The sequence below is a fragment of the Pseudomonas sp. CFII68 genome, from assembly GCF_000416195.1.
Taxonomy (GTDB): domain Bacteria; phylum Pseudomonadota; class Gammaproteobacteria; order Pseudomonadales; family Pseudomonadaceae; genus Aquipseudomonas; species Aquipseudomonas kilonensis.
The window spans coordinates 1-26,556 of the sequence record NZ_ATLN01000022.1 but is presented as its reverse complement, the minus strand read 5'-3'; the positions used below and the strand labels follow the sequence as shown (position 1 = coordinate 26,556).

Annotated in this window: 18 protein-coding genes; 2 read left to right on the top strand and 16 right to left on the bottom strand. The window is 62.5% G+C overall.

Annotated elements, in window-relative coordinates; all coding sequences use genetic code 11:
• Nucleotides 1-16: 16 nt before the first annotated feature.
• The 15 genes from CFII68_RS23725 to CFII68_RS23795 all read right to left on the bottom strand — a co-directional run bounded on the left by CFII68_RS23725 (nt 17) and on the right by CFII68_RS23795 (nt 22,365).
• Nucleotides 17-1,642 carry an NADP-dependent glyceraldehyde-3-phosphate dehydrogenase gene (locus CFII68_RS23725; RefSeq protein ID WP_018601373.1) on the bottom strand — a complete coding sequence of 542 codons (1,626 nt, stop codon included), beginning with the start codon at nt 1,640-1,642 and terminating at the stop codon, nt 17-19.
• Nucleotides 1,643-1,893: 251 nt separating this feature from the next.
• On the bottom strand, nt 1,894-2,811 hold the full coding sequence (locus tag CFII68_RS23730) for an autotransporter outer membrane beta-barrel domain-containing protein (protein ID WP_018601371.1): 918 nt from the start codon (nt 2,809-2,811) through the stop codon (nt 1,894-1,896).
• A 294-nt stretch (nt 2,812-3,105) separates the two neighbouring features.
• On the bottom strand, nt 3,106-5,529 hold the full coding sequence (locus CFII68_RS23735; protein ID WP_018601369.1) for an autotransporter outer membrane beta-barrel domain-containing protein: 2,424 nt from the start codon (nt 5,527-5,529) through the stop codon (nt 3,106-3,108).
• Between the two features lie 180 nt (nt 5,530-5,709).
• A complete protein-coding gene (locus CFII68_RS23740; protein WP_371103454.1) occupies nt 5,710-6,474 on the bottom strand; it encodes an endonuclease/exonuclease/phosphatase family protein in 765 nt (254 codons plus the stop codon).
• A gap of 291 nt (nt 6,475-6,765) precedes the next feature.
• Nucleotides 6,766-7,530: a PIG-L deacetylase family protein gene (locus tag CFII68_RS23745; RefSeq protein ID WP_018601365.1), complete on the bottom strand. Its 765-nt coding sequence runs from the start codon at nt 7,528-7,530 to the stop codon at nt 6,766-6,768.
• A 250-nt stretch (nt 7,531-7,780) separates the two neighbouring features.
• Nucleotides 7,781-9,940 (bottom strand): glycogen debranching protein GlgX, encoded by a 2,160-nt coding sequence (gene glgX, locus CFII68_RS23750; protein WP_018601363.1) that lies wholly within the window; start codon nt 9,938-9,940, stop codon nt 7,781-7,783.
• Nucleotides 9,941-10,160: 220 nt separating this feature from the next.
• The gene (locus tag CFII68_RS23755) at nt 10,161-10,484 is read right to left on the bottom strand and encodes a DUF2934 domain-containing protein (protein ID WP_018601361.1); all 324 of its coding nucleotides are present in this window, start codon (nt 10,482-10,484) and stop codon (nt 10,161-10,163) included.
• A 20-nt stretch (nt 10,485-10,504) separates the two neighbouring features.
• Complete coding sequence (locus tag CFII68_RS23760; RefSeq protein WP_018601359.1) at nt 10,505-13,291, bottom strand: malto-oligosyltrehalose synthase; 2,787 nt, start codon at nt 13,289-13,291, stop codon at nt 10,505-10,507.
• Nucleotides 13,288-15,366: a 4-alpha-glucanotransferase gene (gene malQ / locus CFII68_RS23765; protein ID WP_018601358.1), complete on the bottom strand. Its 2,079-nt coding sequence runs from the start codon at nt 15,364-15,366 to the stop codon at nt 13,288-13,290. Before malQ ends, CFII68_RS23760 begins: the two co-directional genes overlap by 4 nt.
• A complete protein-coding gene (gene treZ / locus CFII68_RS23770) occupies nt 15,363-17,165 on the bottom strand; it encodes a malto-oligosyltrehalose trehalohydrolase (RefSeq protein ID WP_033062384.1) in 1,803 nt (600 codons plus the stop codon). Before treZ ends, malQ begins: the two co-directional genes overlap by 4 nt.
• Nucleotides 17,166-17,172: 7 nt before the next feature.
• The gene (gene glgA / locus CFII68_RS23775; RefSeq protein WP_018601354.1) at nt 17,173-18,744 is read right to left on the bottom strand and encodes a glycogen synthase GlgA; all 1,572 of its coding nucleotides are present in this window, start codon (nt 18,742-18,744) and stop codon (nt 17,173-17,175) included.
• 649 nt (nt 18,745-19,393) lie between these two features.
• Nucleotides 19,394-20,356: a D-2-hydroxyacid dehydrogenase family protein gene (locus CFII68_RS23780; protein WP_018601352.1), complete on the bottom strand. Its 963-nt coding sequence runs from the start codon at nt 20,354-20,356 to the stop codon at nt 19,394-19,396.
• Nucleotides 20,357-20,367: 11 nt separating this feature from the next.
• The gene (locus tag CFII68_RS23785) at nt 20,368-21,399 is read right to left on the bottom strand and encodes an alpha/beta fold hydrolase (protein WP_018601350.1); all 1,032 of its coding nucleotides are present in this window, start codon (nt 21,397-21,399) and stop codon (nt 20,368-20,370) included.
• Between the two features lie 85 nt (nt 21,400-21,484).
• The gene (locus CFII68_RS23790; protein WP_014338249.1) at nt 21,485-21,919 is read right to left on the bottom strand and encodes a YqaA family protein; all 435 of its coding nucleotides are present in this window, start codon (nt 21,917-21,919) and stop codon (nt 21,485-21,487) included.
• Nucleotides 21,919-22,365, bottom strand: a complete 447-nt coding sequence (locus CFII68_RS23795; protein ID WP_018601343.1) for a DUF411 domain-containing protein — start codon at nt 22,363-22,365, stop codon at nt 21,919-21,921. The genes CFII68_RS23790 and CFII68_RS23795 overlap by 1 nt, the downstream gene beginning before the upstream one ends.
• Nucleotides 22,366-23,184: 819 nt before the next feature.
• On the opposite strand from CFII68_RS23795, the gene CFII68_RS23800 reads away from it, so the two are divergent.
• The gene (locus tag CFII68_RS23800) at nt 23,185-23,373 is read left to right on the top strand and encodes a hypothetical protein (protein ID WP_018601337.1); all 189 of its coding nucleotides are present in this window, start codon (nt 23,185-23,187) and stop codon (nt 23,371-23,373) included.
• A gap of 9 nt (nt 23,374-23,382) precedes the next feature.
• Here CFII68_RS23800 and CFII68_RS23805 read toward each other — a convergent pair whose 3' ends face one another.
• Complete coding sequence (locus CFII68_RS23805; RefSeq protein ID WP_018601335.1) at nt 23,383-23,763, bottom strand: hypothetical protein; 381 nt, start codon at nt 23,761-23,763, stop codon at nt 23,383-23,385.
• A gap of 295 nt (nt 23,764-24,058) precedes the next feature.
• On the opposite strand from CFII68_RS23805, the gene CFII68_RS23810 reads away from it, so the two are divergent.
• The gene (locus CFII68_RS23810; protein ID WP_018601333.1) at nt 24,059-26,407 is read left to right on the top strand and encodes an acylase; all 2,349 of its coding nucleotides are present in this window, start codon (nt 24,059-24,061) and stop codon (nt 26,405-26,407) included.
• The last annotated feature ends 149 nt before the right edge of the window (nt 26,408-26,556 follow it).

Here is a 26,556-nt window from a genome sequence, read left to right as displayed (position 1 = left end):
CATGTTCGGGCGTGGATCAGAAGATGTAGTCAGTGGTCAGGAAGTTGGAATCCCGCTCACGGATAATGTCGCTGATCAACGCCTTGTTGCTGTCCTGGAACTTGGTTGCCACCAGCGTGCGAATGGAAAAGGTGCGCAGCGCATCGTGGACCGACAAGGTGCCCTCGGCCGAATTCTTCCGGCCATTGAACGGGAACGTGTCCGGGCCACGCTGGCACTGGGCGTTGATGTTGATGCGGCCGACCTGGTTGGCGAAGGTGTCCACCAGCTTGCCGATTTGTGCCGGGTTGGTGCCGAAAATGCTGAGCTGCTGGCCGAAGTCGGACTCCAGTACGTAATCGATTACGGTATTGAGGTCGCGGTACGGCACGATGGGCACGACCGGGCCGAACTGTTCCTCATGGTAGACCCGCATCGCGGTGTTCACCGGGTACAGCACCGCCGGGTAGAAGAACGAGCTGCGCGATTCGCCGCCATGGGCATTCTTCACTTCTGCACCCTTGGCGAGCGCATCGGCGACCAGCGAATGCAAGTAATCGACCTTGCTCGCTTCGGGCAACGGCGTCAGCGCCACACCGTCCTCCCAGGGCATGCCGGGTTTCAGGCTGGCGAGCCTGGCGTTGAACTTCTCGATGAACGCCGGCGCCACATCTTCATGGACAAACAGGATTTTCAGCGCCGTGCAGCGCTGGCCGTTGAATGACAGCGAGCCGGTCAGCGCCTCGTTGACCGCGTTGTCCAGGTCGACCTCCGGCAGCACCAGCCCGGGGTTCTTCGCATCCAGGCCCAGGGCGGCACGCAGGCGGTGTGGTCGCGGGTGAAGCTTCTTCAGGTCACTGGCCGCCTTGTTGGTGCCGATAAAGGCGAAGATGTCGATCTTGCCGCTGGCCATCAGCGCGCTGACAGTTTCGCGGCCGCTGCCGTAGATCACGTTGATCACGCCTGCCGGGAAGCTGTCGCGGAAGGCTTCGAGCAACGGCCGCACCAGCAGGACGCCGAGCTTGGCCGGCTTGAACACCACGGTGTTGCCCATGATCAAGGCCGGGATCAGCGTGGTGAAGGTTTCGTTCAGCGGGTAGTTGTAGGGGCCCATGCACAAGGCCACGCCCAGGGGCACGCGGCGGATCTGCCCGAGGGTGTCCTGTTCCAGCTCGAAGCGGCTGGAGCGGCGGTCCAGCTCCTTGAGGGCGTTGATGGTGTCGACGATGTAGTCGCAAGTGCGGTCGAATTCCTTCTGGGAATCCTTGAGGTTCTTGCCAATCTCCCACATCAGCAACTTGACCACGGCCTCGCGTTGCTCGCGCATGCGCGCCAGGAAGGTTTCCACGTGGCGGATGCGCTCGGCGACGCGCATCGTGGGCCACTGGCCCTGGCCGCGATCGTAAGCCCGCACGGCAGCGTCCAGGGCGGTGAGGGCGGTTTCGGCGTCCAGCAGCGGTGTGCTGCCGAGAATCACTTGCTCATCGCCCAGCTCACCCGTCAGGTAAACGGGGCTGCGGACGACGGCCAGTGGCCCTTGCCAGGTTTGCAGGACGCCGTCGACCAGGTATTCGCGCTGTTCGATCCGGCCTTCGAGGCGGTAGGCCTGCGGGATGTCGGCGGCGCCGGGAAACAGGTTGGCGAGGAAGGGGGCTGTGGTCATGTCGTTACTCCATCAATGAAATGAGCCAAGGCAGACGGCTTGCAGGTATAAATCGCTTTTAGCGTTATACGCCTTAATGGAGGTGTTTTTTAAGTGGCGGCAGATTGCTTGCGCCGTGTTTATGTAGGCGCGGTGTAGGAGCTGTGTAGGAGCTGACGAGTGCAGCGAGGCTGCGATCTCTCCCCAGACACTTGAGTCCCAGGCGAAAGATCAAAAGATCGCAGCCTTCGGCAGCTCCTACAGAGTCGGCATCACCAGCGCATCCGCACCCCCATGCTGGTAATGATGCCGTTGAGGTCGTTGTCGTCGACGTCACTGCTGTAATCGGCACTGACATACAGGCTTACCGCCGGCGTGACCCGGGCCACCAGGCCCAGGCCGACTTCGACGGTGGAGGACTTTCGGCTGCTGCTGATCTTGTCGACCTTATCCAGGGACAAGGTATCGGCGCTCTGGACCGTATGCCACAGGTTGGTTCGCACATAGGGCTCCATGCCGAGACCGTTGACTTGGTAATTACCTTTGAGTCGTGCGCCGACGCGGCCACTCCAGCTGTTCAGTTCATTGCCGGTGCCGCTTTCGGCATTCGGTGTGTCGAGGGTGATGCGCTGGTTGATCAACTGCGCCTGGGGTTCGACGACCCAGTGGGTCCCGATGCCAATCGCAAAGCCGCCCTCGACCGACAGCGTCACGGCATTGCCTTCGCTGGCCTGGCGCTGGCCTTGTTCGGTGCGGCTGTAGCCATTGACCCGGCCGCCGCTGGCGCTCAGGTCCACGTGCCAGCCGGCGGGGCCGGTCAGGCTCCAATAGGCGCCGAGGCTCGAGCCTGTCAGGTTCAGGGCATCTTTGCCCGGTTCGGCCATCGCAGGCGTTACCAGCTGGCCACTTCCCGTTGAAATGATCTGGTTTTGCCCGCTGATCAGGCCCATGCGCTGGGTATGGCCGCTGTCGTTTCGCAATGTGAACAGGGCGGGGCTCTTGCCGGAGGCGGGGTCACTGCCGATGAATGCGGTATTGAGGTTGTCGGACTGTGCTCGGCCATACCAGGGCTGCACTGTCTCCTCGGCAGGCCAGGCCTGTACCTCCATGGAGGAAAGCAGCAACAACGAAGTGGAGAGGGTGTGGAGGGTGGCGGTGGAGATATCTTGCGGACGGAGGGAAGTTTTCATGGGGGCCTGCCTTGCAATCGCATGCGTTTCTCGCTTTTTGGCGTCTCTCCTACCCCGAATGAGGGGCGACCGAATGGATTGAGGCAAGCCTTTGGCGGCCCGTCTTGGCGGGTTCCAGAGGCCTGCCCCTGACTGTACTTCCGGGGGTAGTACGGTGTAGTCAAGAAGACCGATGGCGGCGCGTCAAGAAAATGAACGATGAATGGCAAGATGAAATCAGCGTCAATAAGATGCTGATTTCAATTGGTTATTAAGGCGAGTATTTGGGCGTCAAATCATCGTCGCAGAACCTGCCTACCAGCTGATCCGTACACCGAGATTGCCCGACACACTGCGTTGCTGAAGGCTGTCGAGGTTGTTGCTGTAGTCCGCTGCGGCGTAGACGCTGACCGTGGGTGCCAGGCTCACGATGACGCCGACACCCAGGTCGCCGGTGGACGCGCGCTGTTGGGTCTCGACCCGCTCAGTGTCGTCGAACGTCACCGTATCGGTGCCGGAAAACGTGTGCCAGAGGTTGGCGCGCAGGTACGGTTCCACGGGCATGCCGCTGACCTGGTAGCGGCCCTTCAGGCGAGCGCCGAGACGGCCGGTCCAGGCACTGTCGGAGTCGAACTCGACCCTGGAGACCCCGTCGTCTTGCGTGTCCAGGGAGACCTTCTGGTGGATGATCTGCACCTGGGGTTCCAGGACCCAGTCGGTGGCCACGGCGAAGGGGTAACCGGCTTCCGCCGACAGGGTCAGGGCGTGCCCGCGATTGTCGATTTTCAGCCCACGCTCGGAGCGGTTGTCGCCGTCCAGTCGCGTGCCCATCACTACGGCGTCGACGTAGCCGCCAGTGGGGTCGGTGAGCGTCCAGTAGAGTCCGTAGCTGTCGCCGTCGAGTTCTATCTTGCCGGCGCGTCGGCCTTTGAAACCCAGGTTGAAGCCATCAACGTTGCCGTTCAATTCGGTATGGCCGACGAAGAAACCGATGCGCTGGGTCTGCCCATTGGCCAGCGGCGAGCTGTACAGGTCATTGCCCACCTGGAAACCCTTGATCGATCCATCTAACCGCGGCGTCACCGTGCCGGCCCAGGTTTGATCCAGGTCCTTGCCATAGACCCGGCCCCAGCCCGCGCCGAACGTGCCGTTTTCCGTGAGCAGGCGCTGGTCGCCCTGGCGGTCATGGAACGTGCCCAGGGCCATCAGGGTCAGTTGTGCCGCTGCCGGGGGCAATACCGACCAGGTCGGTACTTCCGGCCGGTACAGAGGAATGGGCGCTGCGCCGGGTACTGCGACCGGCAGTACGGGCAACGTCGGGCTGGGCGCCGCTACCGGTCCGGCGACCACAGTGGAACGCAGGTACCAGTTGTTTTCATTGCCGGTTACGCCGCCCTTGAACAAGCGGTAATCGAATGCCCCGGCCGAGACCGATTGTGCCAGCGAAAAGGCGCCGCTATCACTGACCGCGCCCCCTTGGGCCTGGACCACTTCGATGCCATCCTGAGCCGTCTGTGCGCCCGTACCGCCCAGGTTCGTGACCGTGATGGCGGTACTGCCGGTGAGTGTCCCGCCATTGACCACCAGCTTGTCGCTGGGGGAGTCGTCGGCGCCGAGTACCGTTTGCAGGCGCAACTGGCCATTGTTACCGACGTAGTTGCCCTGGACAGTGAGGGTGTCGTTGGTGCGGGTGTTGCCCTGGGTGAGGTCTACGGCGCCGGCATTGTTGAGCGTCGCCAACTGACCGGCAGTAAAAGGGGCAATGACGCCTTGGGTCGATGTTAGCGTGCTGCCGGATTCTATGTTGAGCGTCCCGGTGGCGGTGGCGCTGTCCCCCAAGGTCAGGGTGTCGTCAAGGTCCAGTTGCGAGCCTTGGGTGAGGTTGATCGTTTCCAAGTTGAGGTAGCGGGGGCCGGAGCTGGAGGTGCTGCCGCTGAACGTCAAGACGTCCTGGCCCAACCCTCCGTTCAGGCTGGGCGTGGTGGCGAGCAGGCTTTCATCGAGGTTGCTCAACAGCGCCGTGTCGTTGCCGTCGCCCATCAAAATGGCCGAATGAATGAGGCCGCCGCTCCACTGCAACTGGTCATCGCCGGCACTGGCCCGGACCTCGCCGATGATTTCGCCACCGCTGACGGTAATGCTGTCATTGCCGCCGCTGACGCTGACATTGCCGCCGATGCGTCCTGCGGAGAGGATGATGGTGTCCTGGCCGAAACCGGTCACCAGGTTGCCGATGATATTTCCACCGGACATATCGAAAACGTTGTCATCGAGTTTCATGTCGACCCGGCCAATGGTGCCGTCGGTCATCGTCGCGACGTCGCCGTCTTCGAACGCGTCGACGATAGTGCCGCCGGTCATCAAGAACGTATCGAGACCGTCACCTTGTGCCAGGGACAGGATCCTGCCGCCATTCATGATGAAGTCGTCCACGCCGGAGCCTTGCTGGACATCGCCGTCAATCACGCCGTTGGCATTGATCACGATGCGGTCGACGCCGGTGCCAAACGTGACGTCGCCGCTAATGACGCCACTGCCGTTGGCGGGCATGGTCAGGCTGTTGTTACCCGACAGGTCTGTCAGCCCAGGACTGGTGCCGCTGTCGCAGACATAAGCGTCATCGCCTGCGGTTGGCGTCAGCGTGCAAGCGGCCATGGCGGCCGGGACGGGTAACAGAAAGGGGGCTGATATCCACACAGCGTTGAACAGCCGATTGAATCCTTTATCGTGCCGAATCATGTGCTATCCCTCTGCATCGGCATCCCCGTGGACACCGGTTTCAGCATCGGTTGCACAACAGATGGCACATAGGGCCTGGCAACGCTCGCTGTATGGGATGGCACCCTAGCAATGAAAAAACAGCGTCGCTACTGTCAGAACTTACAGGTCAGCGCGCAGAAAGAGCCGCAAAGGCCCGCCCTACAAATGCACTTCCACTGAAAGCGGCAGGTGGTCGCTCAGGTGGGTCCAGGGTTTGTTGCCCAGGATTTGCGGGGCGTGGCTGCTGGCGTTGCGCAGGTAAATGCGGTCCAGGCGCAACAGCGGGAAGCGGGCCGGATAGGTCCTGGCGGGGCGGCCGAGGTGTTGCTCGAAGGCTTCGTGCAGGTAGCCACGGCGGGCGAGGGCGAGGTTGCCACGCAGCTGCCAGTCGTTGAAGTCGCCGGCGATGATCACCGGGGCGTCCTCGGGCAACGAATCGAGCAGTTGGCAGAGCAGTTTGAGCTGTAATTGGCGATGGCTTTCCAGAAGGCTCAGGTGTACGCAGATCCCGTGGACAGCGGCGTGCCCGGGCACATCCAGCACACAGTGCAACAACCCGCGCCGCTCCGGGCCGGTGATGGACACATCGAGATTGCGGAACTGGCGGATCGGGTATTTGGAGAGCAGGGCGTTGCCATGGTGGCCATCGGGGTAGACCGCATTGCGGCCGTAGGCGAAGTCGCTCCACATGCTGTCGGCGAGGAATTCGTACTGGGACGTCTGGGGCCAGTTGTTGTAGCGTGACGCGTGTCGGTCATGTTCGCCCAGCACCTCTTGCAGGAACACCAGGTCGGCGCCGGTACTGCGCACCGCTTCGCGCAACTCGGGCAGGATGAAGCGACGGTTGAGGGCGGTGAAACCCTTATGGGTGTTGACCGTCAGGACCCGCAGTCGATGAACCGCCGCAGGCAGGTCCGATGGCATGGGTTCGACGGTCCGCCAATCGGGATCTTGAGTCACGTTCCCTCCTGAATCAGACGTACCTGTTCATGCGACTGACCCAAGGCGCCGGCAGTTCCGGATTTTTCATATTCCTGCTGGGTTCATCGTACCTGGCCCAGCGCTATCGCGAGCAGGCTCGCTCCCACAGGGAGAGCGGTGGCGTACGCAGATGTTGCATATCCCCGCAAATCCATTGTGGGAGCGAGCCTGCTCGCGATGGCGGTGTCTGAATCACCGCCATCCGCTAACAAAACCGCTTCTACCGGTGCGTACTCAGATGAAGACAATCTCATACGGCAGCCCCATCCGATCCAGGATGACCCGGGGCACCAGGGGGGCGATGCCACTTGCCGGTTCGCCGTTGAGTTGGCTGACGTAGGCGTACATGGCGTGACGCTTGCGGGCGGTGGTCCAGACGTCGAGGCGCAGTTTGCGGGCCCGGTGCCAGGGGATTTTATTTTGCTCGCGGACCGGCCAGTGCCAGGCCCACACCGGCAGTTCGTTGAACGCCACCCCGATCCTGTCGGCGGCCAGGGCCCCGGCGCGCCCGACGGCGTCGTGGTCGCTGTCGCCATCCTGGCGCCAGGTGCTGAACACCACGTCACCGGGGCGCAGGTGACGTGCAATAAAGTCGGTGAGCTCGGCCTCGTGTTCGGCCAGGGCCTTTTCCGGGAAGCCGCCGCGCACCCATTGCAGGCCATGGGCTGCAATGCCCAGGCGATGCAGGGCGTCCACGCTTTCCTGCGGGTGAGGGCGGTGTGTACGCAGGCGCTCATCGGTCCACAGCGGTGAACCGGGATGGATCAGGGCTCCATCGGAGACCGAGATCAGCAACATGGGTTGATCCAGATTGTTCAGCAACTGCAGCAATCCGCCACAGGCGCCGATCTCATCGCCCGGGTGCGGGGAGAGGACGACCGCGCGGGCGCCGGCGGGAATGAGCGTCTGGGTACTGATAATCGGGATATCGGCCAGTTGCGCAGCACTGTTCCAGATTTGCGGATGCTGCCGGCCAGGCAAGCGAGAGGCTGGTTTCATGAGAGACATCCTTGTGTGTATTCAATCTTTCAGCCATCTACCGGGCCTACTGTCCGATGACGCCCGCGTGGGTATGACTGCGATTCACAGCGCTCCGAATCCTGGAGACTACCGCATGTGAAGTATTGACCATGTCGGCCGATTCGTCTTGCGAGATGTGTGTCTGAACTGCATTTTTTTCTTCAAACTGGGCTGTGTGCATCGAAAAACCGCGTCCTTGCGGTCCTCCTGGCGCTTTACAGCCGGTACTTCATTCCTCTTCTTCGCGTTGCAACTCAAACAGCAGCAGCGAGCGTCCGGTGACGGAGTATTCGGAATCGAAATCGAAGCGCTCCTGACCACGAACGGTCGGCTGGTTGGTGTCGACCATGCAGGTCCAGAAACTGCCCTCGGGGACTTCCGGCAGGCGGAAGTTGACGATGTCATGGTGTGCGTTGACCACCAGCAGCAGCGTTGCATCGCCGCCCTTGCGCCGAATGCCGGTTTCCTGGGCACGGCCGTCCATCAACATGCCGAGGCAGCGACCATGGCTGTCCTGCCATTGTTCAATGGTCATTTCGCTGCCGTCCGGGGCCAGCCAAGTCACGTCCTTGACGCCGATATCCTCGTTGTAGTTACCCACCAGGAACCGTCCGCGCCGCAGGATCGGGTAGGTCAGGCGTAACTTGATCAGGCGCTTGACGAACTTGAGCAGCGCCGCGCCGTCCTCGCTCAGGTTCCAATTGATCCAGCCGACCTCACTGTCCTGGCAATAGGCATTGTTGTTGCCGTGCTGGGTACGGGCAAACTCGTCGCCGGCGACGATCATCGGCGTGCCTTGGGCCAGCAGCAGGGTGGCGAAGAAGTTGCGCATCTGTCGATGGCGCAGCGCGTTGATCTCTGGATCGTCCGTCGGGCCTTCGACGCCATGGTTCCAGGACAGGTTGTTATTGCTGCCGTCCTGGTTGTTCTCGTCGTTGGCCTCGTTGTGCTTGTCGTTGTACGACACCAGGTCATGCAGGGTGAAACCGTCATGGGCGGTGACGAAGTTCAACGAGGCGTACGGACGCCGGCCACGCTGGTTGAACATCTCGCCCGAAGCCGTCATTCGGCTGGCGAAATCGGCGAGCTGGCCGTCGTCGCCCTTCCAGAAGGCGCGTACCGTGTCGCGGAACTTGTCGTTCCACTCGACCCAGCCCGGCGGGAAACGTCCCACCTGGTAGCCCCCGGGACCACAGTCCCAAGGCTCGGCGATCATTTTCACCTGGCGCAGCACCGGGTCCTGGCGACAGGCCACGAGGAAGCTGTGGCGCTCGTCGAAGCCGTCATGGTAACGACCCAGGATGGTCGCCAGGTCGAAGCGGAAGCCATCGACGTGCATCTCCGTGGCCCAATAGCGCAGGGAGTCGGTGACCATTTGCAGAACGCAAGGATGGCTCAGGTCCAGGGTATTGCCGGTGCCGGAATCGTTGATGTAGTAGCGTTTGTCGTCGGGCATCAGCCGGTAGTACGAAGCGTTATCGATGCCGCGCATGGACAGGGTGGGGCCCTGTTCGTTGCCTTCGGCGGTGTGGTTGTAGACCACGTCGAGGATGACTTCCAGGTTGGCCTCGTGCAGGTGCGCGACCATCTCCTTGAACTCGGCGATCTTGCCGCTGGCCAGGTAGCGTGGGTCCGGGGCAAAGAAGGCGATGCTGTTGTAACCCCAGTAGTTGGTCATGCCTTTGTGCAGCAGGTGCTGATCATTGACGAAGGCATGGATGGGCAGCAGTTCCACCGACGAGACACCCAGCTTGCGGATATGCTCCAGCACATCGTCGACCATCAGCCCGGCGAACGTACCGCGCACGTTCTCCGGCACCGAAGGGTGACGCATGGTGAGGCCGCGTACGTGGGTCTCATACAGGATGGTCTTGTCCCAGGGCACGCTGACGCGATGGTCGTGACCCCAGGTGTGCGCCGGGTCGATGACCTTGCACTTGGGGACGAACGGGGCGCTGTCGCGTTCATCGAAACTGAGGTCGCCATCGGGATGGCCGATGGTGTAGCCGAAGAGGGCTTCGGACCACTTCAATTGGCCGACCAGTTGCTTGGCATACGGGTCGATCAGCAGCTTGTTCGGGTTGAAACGGTGGCCGTTCGCCGGGTCGTATGCACCGTAGACGCGGTAGCCATAGATCAACCCTGGATGGGCGTCCGGCAGATAGCCGTGGTAAATCTCGTCGGTGTACTCCGGCAGCTCGATGCGTTCGAGTTCGACTTCGCCGGCATCATCGAAAATGCACAGTTCCACCTTGGTGGCATTGGCTGAAAACAGCGCGAAATTGACCCCGAGGCCATCCCAGGTTGCACCCAGTGGAAAAGGCAGCCCCTCACGAATCCGCGAAGCCTCGATCACGGGCGGCGGCGTGGTTTTGTTTGGACGGGTCATAGTTGCTCCTGCAAAAGACAGACAGATACAGCGATGCGGTTCACTTGTGGCGAGGGGATTTAGCGAAACGTCGCACCGCCCCGCTATGTGGGACAACGTTGCTTTTCTGTGGGAGCAAGGCTTGCCCGCGATGAAGCGATGCGCTCCTTCAGAAATCGAGGCGCCTGTTTCGCGAGCAAGCTTTGCTCCCACCTGGCAACGAGACCGATAGGGGGATGAATCAAACCGCCGGCGGCTTGCGTGTGGCCCGTGGCTTCTTGTCTGCGGTGGTCGCAACAGCTTTGGCCGCAGGCTTGGCCTTGGGGGGCGTGCTTTTTGCGGCGGTCTTGGCCGTGGTGCTCTTGGCGGCAGCAGGCTTGACGCCATCGGTTTTGCTGGCCGCTGATTTGCTCGCCGCCTTGGGTGGCTTGCTCGGCGCCAGTGCTTCGGCTTCGGCCAGTTTGCGCGCCATCTCCCAATGGCGTTTCTCCTGCCCGGCGGGCTTACCCTCGGACTCCCAGATCTGATAGGCGAATTCGCGAATGCGTTTATCGTCGGTACTCATCGCAGTGCTCCTGATTCAACTCAAGGTTGGATAAAGACATTGACCGGGAAATTCCCCAGCGCGGTGCTGATCAGCAGCTCCCTTTGGGGTGTGACTGTTGCGCTTGAAAAAAGTCCCTTCAGTTTTTCATCCCCAGCGGCGAACGGTAACGACACACGGGTATCGCCCCAATCCGACGCAGCCACCAGCGGCACGGCACTGTTTTCCAGCAACGGCGCCGCATGGACAGGTACAACAATGATCGCCCGTTGTTGCGAGTCTTCACGCATGAAGGCCAGTACTCGCTCAGCTTGCTCACCGAGCACTTCCAGGGGCTGGTAGCGACCCTGGCGCCATAGCTGCGGATACTCGGCTCGCACAGCCAGCGTCCTGGCGATCAATGCCTGTTTGACTCGGCCGTCACGCCAATCGCGTATCAACGCGGCTGGCGTGCTGTCGGCCCCTAACGCCTCGCGGCGTGCCTGGAAATCCACCGGGCGACGGTTGTCCGGGTCCACCAGGCTGAAATCCCAGAACTCGTTGCCTTGGTACAGGTCCGGTACGCCGGGTACGGTCATGCGCAGCAAAGTTTGCGCCAGACTGTTGAGGGCGCCCGCCGGGGCGATGGCCTGGACCGCCTCGGCGATGGCACTGCGCAAGGGCAACCCCTCATCGCCCAGCAGTAACCGTTCGAGGAACATCTGGGTGGCTTGCTCATAGGCATCGTTGACCGCCGCCCAGCTGCTTTGCAGCTTGGCTTCCCGCAGGGCCTTGCGTTGCCATTGCCACAGGCGCTCGTTGTAGGCGGCCAGGGCCTTGTGGTCCTGGAGGTCGAGGTCCAGCGGCCAGCTGCCGAGCAAGGCCTGGTACAGAATCAGTTCATCACCGGCCGAGGGCGCCGCCGGGTCGCTGTGCAGCGAAGGCGAAAGAATGCGCCATTGCTCCACGCAGGCGGTGTACCAATCGGCGCGTTCGCTGAGCACGGCCAGCCTGGCGCGGGTGTCTTCGCCGCGCTTGTGGTCGTGGGTAGCGGTGGTGATCAGGTTGTCGGGAAAATGTTCGAGTCGCTCGAGGCCTGCTTGATGGAACTCCTGGGCCGGGGCGCTGAAGCGCTCGGTGTTATAGCCCACGTCATTGCGCGACAACAGCACCGCCGAGCGATAGAGCGCGGTGTCCTCCACGGCTTTGGCGGCGGCCGGCGAGGTCAGTTGCTGGAAACGCACGCAGGCATGGCGCAGGCGTTTACGCTGGCTACCGCGCGGGCGTTGCCGCCAGGGCATCCCACCGAGCCAGCCGGCCAGGCAGTCGAGCACCGGCCAGTCGGCTTCGCTGAGGGTTTGCCGGGCGCCTTCCAGGGCCTGGTTGAAAAACACCTCGTCTTCGGCGGAGCGGCCCACAGGTGTGATGTAGGTGCGATACACCGGAAAGTGCACGATCAGTTCCTGCAAGGCCCGCCGAATCGCGCCCAGGGTCAGGTCGCGGGTCATCACATCGTCACGGGCCACTTGCAGCAAGGCCTGGGCGACGCTTTCGAAGTCTCCGGCCAGGGAGCCATTGAGGATCTGCTGGCGGGCCAGGCGGGCTTCTTCGATGAAGTGCGCTGGCCGCTCGCTATGCCGGTTCCAGAATTCGGCGAGGGGGGCGGCGCCGGCCGGGTCATGCTGGAGCAGCGAGACCTGGTTCATGAATTCGTAACCGGTGCTGCCGTCGATGTTCCAGTCCCGCCGCAACGTTTCACCGTCGCCAAGGATCTTCTCGACGAAAATCGGCAGGTGTCGGGTCGGCGACAGTGAATCGACGCGCCTGCGCAATTTGCGGCAGTAACCACGAGGGTCGGCAAGGCCGTCGATGTGATCGATGCGCAGGCCGTCCACCAATCCTTCGTCGATCAATTGGAAAATCTTGGCATGGGTCGCCTCGAATACCGCTGGACGCTCGACCCGCAGCCCACCCAGTTCGTTGACATCGAAAAAGCGCCGCCAATTGATGTCGTCCGCTGCCGTGCGCCAGCTGGCGAGCCGGTAGCTCTGGCGCTCGAGCAGTTGGTGCAGGCGCTCGAAGCCTTCGGCGTCGGTAGAGTCGTAGCCGCCCAGGTTGTCCTCGATGGCGGCGAAGATGTCTGCTTGTGCCGCCAGCTCCTGCAACTCTGTTTGCAGCGGGCGGGCGAGGGTGTGGGCGTCGGTCTGGTAATTCAGCGTGGTAAAGCGCTCGGCCAGGGCCTTGAGCGCTTCGGTTTGCTCGGCGGGCAAGGTTTCGGCGGGTTTGAGCAGTTCGCCGTAGTGCATCGGGCAAATCGGGAAGCGGTGTTCGTAGTGCTCGACGTAGAAGCTGCCGTGGTTGGCATCGAAGTGCAGCTGCAAGGTGCCTTCCTGCAACGCCACGCCATAGTCGCTGCCCAGGAACGGCAGCAGCAATTGGCCTTCCATCAGTGGGTCGGGGGAGTGCCACTGGATGTCGAAGAATTCACCGTAGGGGCTCAGGCGCCCCCATTCCAGCAAGTCCAGCCACCAGGGGTTGTCGTTGCCGCCGACGGCCATGTGATTGGACACGATGTCGAGGATCAAGCCCATCCGATGTTCGCGCAAGGTCGCGACCAGGCGCTTGAGCGCGGCTTCGCCGCCCAGTTCAGGGTTGACCAGGGTCGGGTCGACGACGTCGTAGCCGTGCATGGAGCCGGCGCGGGCCTTGAGCAGCGGCGAGGCATACAGGTGGCTGATGCCCAGCGAAGCGAAGTACGGCACCTGGGGGATGGCATCGTCCAGGGTGAAGCCTTTATGAAACTGCAGGCGCAATGTTGCCCGCAGGGGTTGGATCAACGGCTGTTTCATCGGTCACGCTCGTTCGCCTGAAGCCTCGCGCAGGCGAGTATTTCCAGACGCCGGGCAGCGTCCGGGTGATCCAGCAACGTCTGGCTTGGCCCGGCCAGGCGGCGGCGCCAATTGGGGTGGGTGTCGATGGTGCCCGGCAGGTTGGCTTGCTCCTCGATGCCCAGGGCGTCTTCGAGCGGCAACAGCACCAGCGGCGCGCGGGTGTGACCGAGGAAGCGCACGCTGGCATCGAGCACCTGGTCGGTCTCGCGGTGTTCTTCGCGAAAGTTCTGCGGGTCCTGGTTCAGCACCTGGCGCAGGCCTTCGCGTTCGCGCTCGCGGTGTTTGCGCCAATCCATTTCGGTGTGCGAGTCGATCAGGTCGAGCCGGGCGTTCCAGTCGATGTCGTGACCGTGCCACCAGCCATTGAGCGTGGGCAAGTCGTGGGTGCTGGTGGTGGCCAGGGCATTGTCCGGCCAGTCGAGAATGGGCTTGAAGTGGGTGTTGTCCTGTTCGAACAACAGCACGCGCATGCCCAGGATCGAGCGGGCAATGAGTTTTTCGCGCAGGCCGTCGGGCACGGTGCCGAGGTCTTCGCCGAGCACGATAGCCTGATGACGATGGGATTCCAGCGCCAATAGGCGCAGCAGGTCGTCCACCGGGTAATACAGGTAGGCGCCATCGCGAGGTGGGGCGTCGTTAGGGATCACCCAGAGCCGTTGCAAACCCATGACATGATCGATGCGCAAGCCGCCGGCGTGGGCGAAGTTGGCCCGCAGCATTTCAATGAAGGCGCGAAAGCCGTTGCGCACCAGGCCTTCCGGGGAAAACGCCGAGATCCCCCAGCCTTGGCCGGAGCGGTTGAGAATGTCCGGCGGGGCGCCCACGGTCAGGGAGGCGAGCAGTTCGTCCTGCCGGCTCCAGGCCTGGCTGCCACCGCCATCGGCACCCACTGCCAGGTCGGCGATCAGGCCGATGCCCATGCCGCTGGATTGGGCTGCGCTCTGGGCGCGCTCCAGGCAGCGGGCGATCAACCATTGGCAAAAAGCGTAGAAGCCGATCTCATCGGCATTTTCCTCGGCGAAATGGGCCAGGGCCGCGCTGCGCGGATCGCGCCATTTTTCCGGCCAGTGGCGCCAGTCGAGGCTTTCACCCCGGGCGGCGCGCTCGGCCTGCAAGGCCTCGAAGCGGCAATGGTTTTCCAGGGCTTCGCCGCTGGTGTGGCGGAAACTGCTGAAGTCTTCATGCAACGGATGCTCACCCTGGCTGAAGCCGTCGTACAGGGCACGCAGGATTTTTTGCTTGGCCTGGGCGGCGACCGGCCAGTCGATCAGCGGCTGCTCTTCCAGGGTGCGCAGTTGATTGGTCAGGCCGGTGGCGTCGATGGCGGTGCGCAGCGCACGTTCACCGAGGATGGTGCCCGGCGCGGCGTACAGGCTGTTGAAGAACAGTCGGCTCGACGGTGAGTAGGGGCTGTAGCGCCCGGTGTCGCTGCTGAACATCGCGTGCATCGGGCTGATGGCAACGGCCTCGGCGCCGCGCTCGCCGGCCACCCGTGCCAGCTCCTCCAAGGCCTGGGTGTCACCGAAGCCACCGTCACCGGGACGCCTGAGGGCATACAGTTGCGCGCTCAGGCCCCAGGCCCGTGGCGTCGGGTCGTCCACCGCATCGGCCACGCTGTAGCAACGGGCCGGCGCGACGGCCAGGGTGAAATGCTGGTCCTGGATGCTGATGTGCTGATAACCCACCGGGACCATCCCCGGCAGCTTGGCATCGGCATCAAGGTTCAGGTTCAGTGTCGCGCCATCTTCGAGTTTGATTTCGCAGGGCGTCCCGGCCTCGAAGTAGCGGCTCAAGTCCAGGCTGACCCCGACGTCGGCGGTGATCAGCGGTGGCAATTGATGGTTCTGTTGAGCTTCCTGCAATTGCAGCAGGCTGGCGTCGATTTCCTGGGCGCTGCCGGCCGGATGGCCCAGGCCGGTGAGGACCGAACGCAAGACCGCCGGCGAGACTTTCTGGGCCCGGCCATTGGCATCGATCCAATCCACCGCCAGGCCCGCTCGGCTGGCGAGGATTTCCAGTTGCGCATCGCTCATAGGCGCTCTCCAGTGATGTTGGGCAAGGTTGTCGCCTGCGTCAGACTGACCAGCGCGCTGTAGGGCGCAAGGGCGCCCTGTTGCAACAGACCCATGACTTGCTGCGGATGTTCGAAAAGAATGCGTGCCTCTTCCGGGGCATTGTGTTCGACGGGCTGATCGCCGAGGTTGAAGTCGATGCGCAACACACTGCCATCGCCCAATCGCCAGCGTGCGCTGATGGCGCCATGGCCCAGCACATCGGTGCCCAGGGCCTGGGCACCGGGCAGGCGCGGGACGATCTCTTCACGGCGGATTTTCAGCAGTTGCCGATACAGTGCCTCGTTGGCCTGCTGCTCCGGGCCTCGCGACTCCAGGCTTGGGCGTGAAGCCTCGAAGGTGCTGGCGGCGTTGGGATCGGGAATTCGTTCGCGCTGCTGCGGATCGGCAAAGGCACTGAAAGCCTTGAATTCGTTGCGTCGGCCTTCGCGCACAAGCTCTGCCAGCTCGCCGTGGTGGCTGGTAAAGAACAGGAACGGTTGTTCGGCCGCCACCTCATCGCCCATGAACAGCAGCGGGATCATCGGTGACAACAGCAACAAGACTGTCGCTGCCTGCAGGGCCTGGGGTGCGGCGAGCTGATGCAGGCGTTCGCCCAAGGCACGGTTGCCGATCTGGTCATGGTTCTGCAGGAACAGCACGAACGCGCTCGGCGGCAGGTGACTGCTGGGCTCGCCCCGGGCTTCGCCATGGCGATTGAGATGGCCCTGGAAGACGAAACCCTGGCTCAGGCAACGGGCCAGTTGTTCGGTCGGTTGCTCGGCATAGTCGGCGTAGTAGGCGTCGGTCTCACCGGTCAGCAGCACGTGCAGGGCATTGTGCCCGTCGTCGTTCCACTGGGCGTCGTAGACATGCTCCAGCAGGTGGGCCTGGTTGTGTTCGTTTTCCACGGTCAGCCAGACATGCCGGATCGGGTCCACCTGCTCGCGCACCCGGGTCGCCAGCTCCTGGAGAAAGTCCGGGTCTTCGATGGCGTGTACCGCGTCCAGGCGCAGGCCGTCGAAACGGTACTCCAGCAGCCACATGAGCGCGTTGTCGATGAAGAAGTCCCGCACTTCGCGGCGACGGAAATCAATCGCCGCGCCCCAGGGCGTGTGCTTGTCTTCACGGAAGAACCCCTTGGCATAACGGTGCAGGTAGTTGCCGTCGGGGCCGAAGTGGTTGTAGACCACATCCAGGATGACGGACAGCCCATGGCCGTGGGCGCTGTCGATCAGATGCTTGAGCTGTTCGGGCGTGCCGTAGGAGGCCTGGGGTGCGTAGGGCAGGACGCCGTCGTAGCCCCAGTTGCGATCACCGGGAAACTGCGCCAATGGCATCAGCTCGATGGCGGTGATGCCCAGCCCGGCCAAGCGTGCCAAATGCTGTTCGACGCCGTCGAAACCACCCAGGGCGCCCACGTGCAACTCGTAGATTACGGCTTCGTGCCAGGGGCGGCCGGACCATTGGGTGTGTCGCCAGGGGTAGGCATGCGGGTCGACCACCACGCTCTGGCGATCGATGTCGCCGGCCTGGGCGCGCGAGGCCGGGTCCGGCACCTCCAGCTCGCCATCGATGTTGTAGCGGTAGCGGGTGCCAGCGGGGCAACGGGTCTGGATCATGAACCAGCCGTCGGCTTGGGGCAGTAGCGGTATTGAATCTCCAGTGTCGAGCTCGACACTGACAAAAAATGCATCCGGGGCCCAGAGGGCGAAGCGGGTGTGCTCGTCATCCAGCATGACCGCCCCGTGGGTCCATGTTTCAGGCGTCCTTGACGTCATCGTTACCTCATTGTCTGGCCGATTTTCCCAGTGACTTAGCCACCAGCTGTTCGTAAAGTTCGGCGTAGGGTTCCACGGCCTGGCACCAGTTGAACGGCGCCGACATGGCCCGGCAGCGCATGGCGTTGAGCAGGTCGGGGAACTCGAAGACCTTGAAGGCGCGGCTCAAGGCCTGTTTGTAGCTTTCCACGGTGGACTCATCGAACAGGAAACCGGTGATGCCATCTTCGATGGTGTCCGCCAACCCTCCGGTATTGCGCGCCACCGGCAGCGAGCCGAAGCGCTGGGCGTACATCTGGCTCAAGCCGCAGGGCTCGTAGCGCGAAGGCATCAGCAGGAAGTCGCTGCCGGCGAACATCCGCCGCGCATCGGTTTCGTTGAAGCCGATACGCACGCCGATGCGTCCGGGGAAGCGCAGTGCCAGTTCACGCATGGCCTGTTCTTCCTCCGGTTCGCCACGGCCGATGATGGCGATCTGGCCGCCGGACTCGACGATGAACTCGGCGACCGCTTCGGTCAGGTCCAGGCCTTTCTGGTAGACCAGGCGCGAAACCACGGCGAACAGCGGGCCAGTGGAGTCGTCGAGGCCAAAGAGTTCGCGCACATGGGACGCGTTGACCGCCTTGCCTTCCCAGTCGCCCATGGCGAACTGACGGAACAGGTGGGTGTCGGTGGCCGAATCCCAGCTTTCATCGATACCGTTGGGGATGCCGCTGAGCAAACCTTGTTGGGTCTTGGCAGCGAGGAAACCGTCGAGCCCGCAGCCAAACGCCGGGGTGGTGATCTCCTGGGCGTAGGTGGCACTGACGGTGGTGATATGGCTGGAGTAGGCCATCCCGGCCTTGAGGAACGACAGTTTGCCGTAGAACTCCATGCCTTCCTGCTGCAGGGCGTGTTCGGGGATGCCCAGCTCCGGGCAGGACGCCAGGCTGACGACGCCTTGGTAGGCCAGGTTGTGAATGGTAAACAGGGTCGGGGTGCGTTGCCCGCGCCAGTGCATATAGGCCGGCGCCAGCCCGGCTGGCCAGTCGTGGGCGTGGACCAGGTCCGGGCACCAGTGGATCTGCGCGAGGTTGGCGGCGATGTCGGCGGCGGCCAGGCCCAGGCGGGCGAAGCGAATGTGGTTGTCGGGCCAGTCGCGACCGTTGTTGGCACCGTAAGGGGAGCCTTCGCGGGCAAAGAGTTCCGGGCAGATCAGGACGTAGATCACCAGGCCGTCGGCCATGTCCATGCGCCCGATCTTGCAGGGCGGCAGCGCTGCGTGGCCGCCCAGTTCGCCGATGATGTGGATCGGATTGCCGCTGTTCATCACTTGCGGATAACCGGGGATCAGCACCCGGACATCATGCAGCCCAGCCATGGCCCGGGGCAGTGCGGAGGAGACATCGCCCAGGCCGCCGGTCTTGACCAGGTCAGCGATTTCCGAGGTGACGAACAATACTTTCTTGCGGTTGGGATTCTGTCGAACGACGGGGAGCAGTGCCTTGCCGCCGGTGGCCAGCACCGGTGCCGTTGGCGATTCGGCCGCGGGCGGTAGTTGAGAACGGACTTGTTGTGGTTCCAAGGCAGCACTGATCATAAATATCTCCCATTTTCTCGATCTGTTTCCGGCAAGCGCCAGAGCTGTTGTTTCATTGGCCAAATCCTGCGGCCAGGCGCACAAGCGCAACGCAAGGAAAGCGAACGGCTACCCAATGCGGCGAAGCGAATCAGCTGAAGGAGCTGTTGCAATGACCAGTGCAAGGACTGCACCAGTCGCGGTTGCCCTACCTCTAACCTGACCTGTCGCCGTTGCGAAAAGTTTCGACTTTTTTTCGTCTGGATGACCGGTTGGGTTCCCCCCCAGTTAGGCAGTCTAGGTCAGAACCTAGAGCGGTGCGGCTCGGTTCGTCGTATTGTCCGACAATCACGGTTTTTGTCGGCAATCTCTTACACGACAAAGGGGGATACGCACCGACGAAGTGCAGTTTTCTGAAAAGAAAAATGTGTATGGGGACGGGGTTGTTTCATTGGCGTGCGCGATGGAATGGCGTGATGCACCATTGAGGAGCGGGCGCGGTAGAGGCGTTTTGATGGCCATTGTCGGCGCTGAAAAGACGCTATATCTGTGGGAGCGGGCTTGCTCGCGAATGCGGTGTATCAGTCGGAAAATGTGTGACTGACAGACCATATTCGCGAGCAAGCCCGCTCCCACAGAAGGAGTTGTCCTGGGTATTTGGGGCTTAGATTCAGCCTGCCGGCGTCAGCAACCGGATCGGCTGGCCCGCCGCCCAGGCCAGCAGGTCTTCGATCATCAGGGAATAGAACTGCTGGTAATTCTGTCGGCTGACGTAACCCAGGTGCGGCGTGGCCAGTACGTTATCCAGGGTTCGGAACGGATGGGCGGCGGGCAAGGGCTCCTGGGCGAATACGTCCAGGGCGGCGCCGGCCAGGCGCCGGTGTTGGAGGGCGTCGATCAGGGCGGTTTCATTGACGATCGGCCCACGGGAGGTGTTGACCAGCAGCGCCTCGGGTTTCATCCAGCCCAGCGCTTGGGCATCCACCAGGCCGCGGGTGCGTTCGCCGAGCACCAGGTGGATCGAGAGAATATCGGCCTGCTCGAACAGCGCTTGTTTGCTGACGTAGGTCACGCCCACTTCGGCGGCGCGCTCGGCGCTGAGGTTCTGGCTCCAGGCGATGACCCGCATGCCGAACACCTGGCCGAACTGCGCCACCCGGGTACCGATGCTGCCCAGGCCGAGGATTGCCAATGTCTTGCCGTGCAAGTCGCCGCCCAGGCCTTGCTGCCACAGGCCGGCGCGCAGGGCATTGGCTTCCTGCACCAGGTTGCGGGTCAGGGCCATGATCAGCGCCCAGGTCAGTTCGGGCGCGGCGTGCTTGTAGCTGTCGGTGCCACACACCTGGATACCCAGCTCGGCGGCGGCCTTCAGGTCCAGGGCGGCATTGCGCATGCCGCCGGTGAGCAGCAGCTTGAGATTGGGCAGGCGGCGCAGCAGGCCCTCGTCGAACACCGTGCGTTCACGCATCACGCAGATCACTTCGAAGCGCTGCAAGCGCTCGGCAAGGGTGTCGCGGTCAGTGGGATAGTCGTGGAGAAACGTCACCTGGCCGACACCGTCCAGTACCGACCAATCGACCACGCCACGTGCCACATCTTGCCAATCGTCTATGACTGCTATTTGCACCGCCATGGAACACCTCGTCAGGGAGTGGGTTTGTCCAGCCAGCCCAACAGGGCCTTGTGGAACCGGTCCGGCTCTTCCATCTGTGGGGCATGCCCCAGATTGGGGAACTCCACCAGGGTCGAGCGGGGAATCAGCCCGGCGACCTGCTTGCCCAGTACCTCGTAGTGGCCCAATTTGGCCTTGACCGCTGGCGGCGCGATGTCGCTGCCGATGGCGGTGGTGTCGGAGGTGCCGATCAGCAGCAGGGTGGGCACGGTCAGGTCCTTGAATTCGTAATAGACCGGCTGGGTGAAGATCATGTCGTAGATCAGCGCCGAGTTCCACGCCACTTGCGTATGTCCCGGGCCTTTGTTCAAGCCAGCGAGCATATCCACCCAACGGTCGAACTCAGGTTTCCAGCGGCCGCCGTAGTAGGTCGTGCGCTCGTAATTGCGAATGCCCTCGGCGGTGACCTTCAGCTCCCGCGCGTACCATTGGTCCACGGTGCGATAGGGCACGCCCAGGGCTTTCCAGTCTTCCAGGCCGATGGGGTTGACCATCGCCAGGCGTTCGACCTGGTCGGGAAACTGCAAGGCGTAGCGGGTGGCGAGCATACCGCCGGTGGAATGGCCGAGGACGACGGCTTTCTGTACGCCGAGGGTTTTGAGCAAGGCCTGGGTATTGCTCGCCAGTTGCTGGAAGCTGTACTGGTAATACTCGGGTTTGCTCGATGTGCAGAAGCCGACCTGGTCGGCTGCGATGACCCGGTATCCGGCCTCGCTGAGGGCCTTGATCGAATCGCCCCAAGTGGCGGCACAGAAATTCTTGCCGTGCATCAGCACCACCGAGCGGCCATTGACCTTGCCTTGGGCCGGCACATCCATATAGCCCATTTGCAACGACTGGCCCTGGGACTGGAAGGCGAAGTGCTTGAGGGTATAGGGATGTTCGAAGCCCTCCAACTGGGCTCCGTAGGCCGGGCCCTCCGGCGGATTGGCGGCCTGGGCAAACAGGGGCAGGGCGGCGGTGAGGAACAGGCTGGGCAACCAGCGCGCGGTGGTGCGGGGCATGGTCAATCTCCTTGTGGCCGCCGCCGATCCTGGCGCGACCCGATTATGGCGACATTAACCACAGGCAACCGAACGGCCCGAACGTTCAGTCCATCCAGCCCAGTGTCGCCAAAGCGAGAACGCCATAGCGCAGGCCCTTGGCAAGGGTCACGATCAGCAGGAAGCGCCGCCACGGTTCGCCCATCACCCCGGCCACCAGGGTCAACGGGTCACCGATGATGGGCAGCCAACTGAGCAGCAGCGACCAGCGGCCGAAGCGTTGGTAATGCACGCGAGCCTTGTCCAGGTGGGCCGGGCTGACCGGAAACCAGCGCCGATCCTTGAAGTGCTCCAAGCGCGTGCCCAGCCACCAGTTCACCAGCGAACCCAGGACATTGCCAGTCGTGGCGACCCCCAGCAGCAACCAGACCTCGTGGCGCTCGCTGAGCAACAAGCCGACCAACAATGCTTCGGATTGCAGCGGCAACAAGGTTGCCGCGCCGAAAGCCGCCAGGAACAAGCCGATATAGGCTTCGCCCATCAGTGAGCCGGGTAATCCGCCACTACGGTTTGGGTCCCGTCTTTTTTCAGGCCAATCACTTGATAAGCATCGCTCATGCCGTCCATTTCCATGCCGGGCGAGCCCATGGGCATGCCCGGTGCGGCCACGCCGAGCAAGTCATCGCGCTTGCTCAAGGCCAGCACCTGATCAGCCGGGACATGGCCTTCGACGAATTTGCCGTTGATCTCGGCGGTGTGGCAGGAACGCAGATTCGGCGCGACCCCCAGACGCTGCTTGACCGAACTCATGTCGGCCTCGACATGGTCGTTGACCTTGAAGCCATTTTCTTGCAGATGTGAAACCCATTTTTTGCAGCAGCCGCAGTTGGCGTCGCGGTGCACATCAATGGTGACCGGTTCGGCGGCCTGGGCCAGGGTGGTCATGAACAGGGCGCTCAAGGCGAGCAGGTGCAGGGGGTTGGCCATGGAGGTGGTCTCTTGTCGAACGGTTTGGAGAGAGGATAACAGAGTAGTGAGCGCGAGCTGACGGGGGGCTGAGGCGGGGATTACAGAATTGTCAGGTTGCAAGGGCGAATAAAGTCCTGTGGGAGCTTGCTCGCGAAGGCATCAGCCCATTCGACATCCATCGAGGCTGAGCCCCGCCATCGCGAGCAAGCTCGCTCCCACAGGTTCTGCTCAAACAGATCTGACGGGTGTACGACCGTAAGAGCCAGGCCGGCTGTTAGGCCGCCTGGCTTTTGTTTTTGATCTGGGACGCCCCGTTAACCACGATGGCTGAACGCAGGCATTGTGGAGTGGGCAACCCGGCATGGATGCCGGGTTAGCCGCGCTGGGCCATGGATGGCCCTTCGCGGCGGGCCCACGGAGCAATGCCGGAGTGAGGGCATGCCGAGCCTAGGCGAGGCACCGAGTGGTGGGGCAAAGCGCTTTTGGTTACTTTTGGCTGGTCCGGCTCCCGGCTCTTCCAAAAGTGACCCGCTGTAAGAGCGGAACCATAAGCCGCCGTTACCGCAGCAATGGATATGTACCCGGTCAACAAACCCTAGGCCAACTGTTCGGTCACCGCGCTCTGTTGCTCGGCGGCGGTGGCGATCTGGGTGTTCAGGCTGTTGATAGGCTGATACGACGGAACATACATAATTCCTCATGATTAACCGCCGCGGTTGCGCGAATACGCTCCTTCGGCTGTACCATGGGACCCCGTTGGCAGCCCGCCATTCCCGCAATACGGTATGGGCTTGGCAAGTCTTCGGATACAGAACGGATACATTCAGGAAATTGGCAATGACTCATTCACAACGTTTGAAATACTCGATTCTGATCGTCCTCGTCGTCCTGGCAATCATGCTGGGACTGTCCTGGATGCAGGGCAAGGGCATGATCAGCGAGCAGCTGTTTCAATACATCGCCATCGCCGTAGCGATCATCGTGGTGGTGATCAATGGCGTGATGCGGCGCAAGGTCAAGTCCTGAGCGCCGGCTTCAATCCTCGGCCTGGAGCACGGCCATCGCACTGGGGTGCAGGCAGTAGCTTTTATCCGGGTTGAGGGTGACAACGCCCTCGCTGCACAGGCGCTTCAACACCTCACGCACGCTGAGAAAGGACAATGGAATGTCCAGCCCCAACAACTGGCTGTGCACCCCGCGCACGCCCAGGCTGCGGTTTTCGTGGGCGGCCTTGAGCAACGCGTCGATGACTTTGAGGCGAATCAGGCTGGTCCTGAGCCCGAAGCTCTTGAGCAAACGCCTGATGTGGTCATTGCCGCCTCGCTCCGTCGGCCTGTCGAATACACGGTGGGGGGCGCTCAGCGAGACGCCGTTCGCCCTTGGCTTGCCCTCCATGGGCAGTTGCGCGTTACGCATGCAAAAACTCCTTACCAGCCTGATCAGAAAAGGTCACGGATACTCTCCTGTAATAGGACGAACGAGGACGCGCAATCATGAGGGCGATGATGTGAAAAAATTGCCCCTGCTTCGTCAAACCCCCGTGTTCAAACGGTCGCCAGCCATTAATTTTTTTTCATCCGGTTCGTTTTCAAGGTAGGCACATTCCGGTTCAGCACGCGGCATGTGATTTCCCAGGCGGGTCGAGTGTTTGTCTACTGGCGCACCGGTAGCCGTCCTGGTTTCTGAAGTTTCATCAGGAGTGAACGTGAGAATGTCCGTGCAGTTATCGAGGATTGGCCTCGCAGGCGCTTTTCTGGGGATCGCCCTCGGGCTCAGCCCCGTGGTCAATGCGCAAGACGATGGGCAGCAGGCCAGTGCCGAGATCCGTCGCACCCGTTTTGGCGTACCGCATATCCGGGCCCAGGATGAACGCGGGCTGGGTTATGGCATCGGTTATGCGTATGCCCAGGACAACCTGTGCCTGTTGGCCAATGAGATTGTCACGGTGAACGCCCAGCGCTCGCGCTATTTCGGGCCGGAGCAGGTCACGGTCGAGGAGCGGGAGAACCGCGTCAGCGATCTGTTCTTCAGCTGGCTCAACACGCCGCAAGCGGTTTCCGCTTTCTGGCAGGCCCAGACACCTCAAGTGCAGCAACTGGTCGAAGGCTACGTGGCGGGTTACAACCGTGCGCTGGTCGAACGCAAGGCCAAAGGCCTGCCCGAACAATGTGCCAGCGAGTGGGTGCGGCCGATCACGGCGCTGGACCTGGTCAAGTTGACCCGTCGGCTGTTGGTGGAAGGCGGCGTTGGCCAATTCGCCGAGGCTCTGGCCGGCGCGCAACCGCCCCAGGCGACCGCGCTGACGGGCACCCCGGTCACCGGTTTCGCTGCCGCCGCAACCCGGCAGCAGCGTTTTGCCCTGGAGCGTGGCAGCAATGCGCTGGCCATCGGCAGCGAGCGCTCGTTCAACGGCCGCGGGATGTTGCTGGCGAACCCACATTTTCCGTGGGTGGGCGGCATGCGTTTCTACCAGATGCACCTGACCATTCCCGGCAAGCTGGACGTCATGGGCGCGGCGCTGCCAGGCCTGCCGATGATCAATATCGGTTTCAGCCAGCACCTGGCCTGGACCCACACCGTCGACAGCTCGAAACATTTCACCCTGTACCGCCTGCAACTCGACCCGAAGGACCCGACCCGCTATCTGCTCGACGGCAAGTCTGTGCCGATGAGTCAGCAGACGGTTGCGGTGGACGTCAAGCAACCTGACGGCCAGGTGCAGACGATTTCCCGAGTGGTCTATGGCTCGCAGTTCGGCCCGATCGTGCAATGGCCTGGCCGGCTGGATTGGGATAACCGGTTCGCCTACAGCCTGCGGGACGCGAACCTGGACAACGATCGCGTGCTGGCCCAGTGGTACGCCATGAACAAGGCGGTCACGCTCAAGGATCTGCAGGATGCGGTCCATAAGATCCAGGGCATTCCCTGGGTCAATACCCTGGCGGTGGACGACCAGGGGCAAAGCCTCTACATGAACGTGTCGGTGGTGCCGAACGTCGACGCCGAGAAACTGGCTCGGTGCAGCGATCCCCGGGCCGGGTTGCGACTGATCGTGCTGGATGGCTCTCGCAGCGAGTGTGCCTGGGATATCGATTCCAACGCCGTGCAAAAAGGCATTTATGCCGCCGACAAGCTTCCGCAGTTGCTGCGTCGCGATTATGTGCAGAACTCCAACGATTCGGCCTGGATGGTCAACCCTGCGCAGCCGTTGTCCGGTTACTCCCCGTTGATCAGCCAGCAAGGCCAGCCCCTGGGACTGCGTGCGCGTTTTGCGCTGGACCGGATGGGCCAATTGGCCAAGAGCGGGCCGGTGAAGGTCGAGGATTTGCAGCGCATGGTCATGGACGATCAGGTTTACCTGGCTGACCAGGTGATGCCGGACCTGCTCGGCGTGTGCGCCGGTGACTTGGGGGTGGAGGCTTCGGCGTTGGTCGAGGCGTGTGCCAGCCTCAAGGCCTGGGATCGCAAGGCCGGCCTGAAGAGCGGCCTGGGGTTCGTGCATTTCCAGCACATCATGGACCGGTTGGAGGCGCTGCCTGATTCATGGCGCGTCGCGTTCGACCCCAAAGACCCGCAACACACACCGCGTGGCCTGGCGATCGAGCGGCCAGCCGTGCTCAAGGCCGTGCGCGATGCCATGCTGGCTTCGGTGGAGACGGTGAAGGTCGCCGGCTTGTCGAAGGACAGCCAATGGCAAGACGTCCAGGTGGCCAGCAGCGGCAGCCGACAGACACCGATTCACGGCGGTCCCGGGGAGCTGGGCATCTACAACGCGATCCAGAGTGTGCCCGGGGCGGACGGCAAGCGGGAGGTGGTCAGCGGGACCAGTTATCTGCAAGTGGTGACGTTTGACGGCAAAGGTCCGCAGGCCCAGGGGTTGCTGGCATTCTCTCTCTCCAGCGACCCGGCATCGCCTTATTCGGCCGACCAGACCCAGGCGTTTTCGCAGAAGCAGTGGAGTGTCTTGCCATTCACCGAACAGCAGATCAAGGCCGATCCGCACTATCAGGCGTTGATTATCCGCGAGCGTGATGAGACGGGCAGGGTGGCGACGCAATAACGGCTGTTGTGCGGTCACATTCAAACTGGATGTAGATTGATCCACCGCTATCGCGAGCAAGCTTTGCTCCCACAGGGGATTTGTGTTGGCCGGGAAATCGCGGGCTGGCACCGATCCAAACTGTGGGAGATTCTATGGTACGGGGCTAC